This is a genomic window from Kitasatospora sp. NPDC093558 (assembly GCF_040683475.1).
Classification (GTDB): Bacteria; Actinomycetota; Actinomycetes; order Streptomycetales; family Streptomycetaceae; genus Kitasatospora.
In genome coordinates, this window is record NZ_JBFBDY010000989.1 from 1 (window position 1) to 1,816 (window position 1,816).

1 protein-coding gene is annotated in these 1,816 nt (G+C 72.4%); it reads left to right on the plus strand.

What is annotated here, in order from left to right:
- Nucleotides 1–1,816, plus strand: a 1,816-nt coding sequence (locus tag AB0O00_RS37700; RefSeq protein ID WP_363659205.1) for a type I polyketide synthase, incomplete at both ends; no start/stop codon positions are given.

Below are 1,816 nucleotides of genomic sequence, written 5' to 3' on the forward strand. Positions count from 1 at the left end.
CACCCGCTCCTGCTGGGCTCGATCAAGTCGAACATCGGTCACACCCAGGCCGCGGCCGGTGTGGCGGGCGTGATCAAGATGGTGCTGGCCATGCAGCGCGGAGAGCTTCCGCAGTCCTTGCACATCGACCAGCCCTCCTCCCACGTCGACTGGACGGCTGGGGCGGTCGAGCTCCTCACCGAGCGGACCGACTGGCCGGCCACCGATCACCCGCGTCGAGCGGGCGTGTCGTCCTTCGGGATCAGCGGCACCAACGCCCACGTGATCCTCGAACTCCCCGAAGCGGGGGAGACGGAGACGGGGGCCGCACCCGGCCTGATGCCCTGGGTGGTATCGGCGAAGTCCGAGGCGGCGCTGGACGCGCAGGTCACGCGGCTCGCCAACACGGAACTCCCTGCCGTCGACGTCGCGTTCACCCTCGCCGGGCGGTCGCTCTTCCCGTACCGCGCGGTGATGGTGGACGGCGTGGAACTGGCCCGTGGGGTCGCGGCCGACTGCAAGACGGCGTTCCTGTTCTCCGGGCAGGGCTCGCAACGCCTCGGCATGGGCCGGGAGTTGTACGGCCGGTTCCCGGTGTTCGCCGATGCGTTCGACGAGGTGTGTGCCGCGCTGGATCCGCAGCTGCGGGACGTCGTGTGGGGCGACGATGAGGAGCTGCTGAACCAGACGGCGCACGCCCAGGCCGGGCTGTTCGCCGTCGAGGTGGCGCTGTACCGGCTCGTCGAATCCCTGGGCGTGCAGCCGGAGTTCGTGGCCGGGCACTCGATCGGCGAGGTGGCGGCGGCGCACGTCGCCGGGGTGTTCAGCCTGGCGGACGCCTGCACCCTGGTCGCCGCCCGAGGCCGGCTGATGCAGGCCCTCCCGTCCGGCGGCGCGATGCTCGCGGTGCAGGCGACGGAGGACGAAGTCCTGCCCCTGCTCACCGAGTTCGTGTCAATCGCCGCCATCAACGGCCCGCACTCGATCGTCGTCTCCGGCACGGAGGAAGCAGTCGCGGCAATCGAGGCACACTTCGCCGACCGCCGCACCACCCGCCTGCGGGTGTCCCACGCCTTCCACTCCCCGCTGATGGACCCGATGCTGGAGGACTTCCGCGAAGTCCTCACCAAGCTCACCTACAGCGCCCCTTCGATCCCGCTGGTCTCCAACCTCACCGGCGCCCTCGGCGAGGACGTCACCACCCCCGACTACTGGGCGCGCCACGTCCGCGAAACCGTCCGCTTCGCCGACGGCATCCGCACCCTCCACGACCACGGCGTCCGCCGCTACCTCGAACTCGGCCCCGACGCCGTCCTCACCGCGCTCACCGCGAGCGCCCTGCCGGACGACACCGGCGCCGTGACCGTCGCGGCGCTCCGCAAGGACCGCCCCGAGGAGGCGACCCTCCTCCAGGCTCTCGCGAACCTCCACGTCCACGGCGCGAAGGTCGACTGGCGCGCTCTGCTCGCGGGCGCCGGCCGCCACCTGGCCGAGCTCCCGACCTACCCGTTCGAGCACCGGGACTACTGGCCGACCGGCCTGCCCGCCGGCCGGGGCGCCGAGTCCGCCGGGCTCAGGAACGCCGAACACCCGCTGCTCACCGGCTCGTTGGAACTGGCCGACAGCGACGGTCTCCTGTTCACCGGCCGCCTCTCGGCGCGCTCCCACCCGTGGGCGGCGGACCACGTCGTCATGGGCTCGGTCCTGGTGCCGGGCACCGCACTGGTCGAGCTGGCCGTGCGCGCGGGCGACGAGGTCGGCTGCGACGTCGTCGAGGAGCTGACGCTCGCGGCGCCGCTGGTCCTCCCGGGGACGGGCGCCGTGCAGCTCCAGGTCG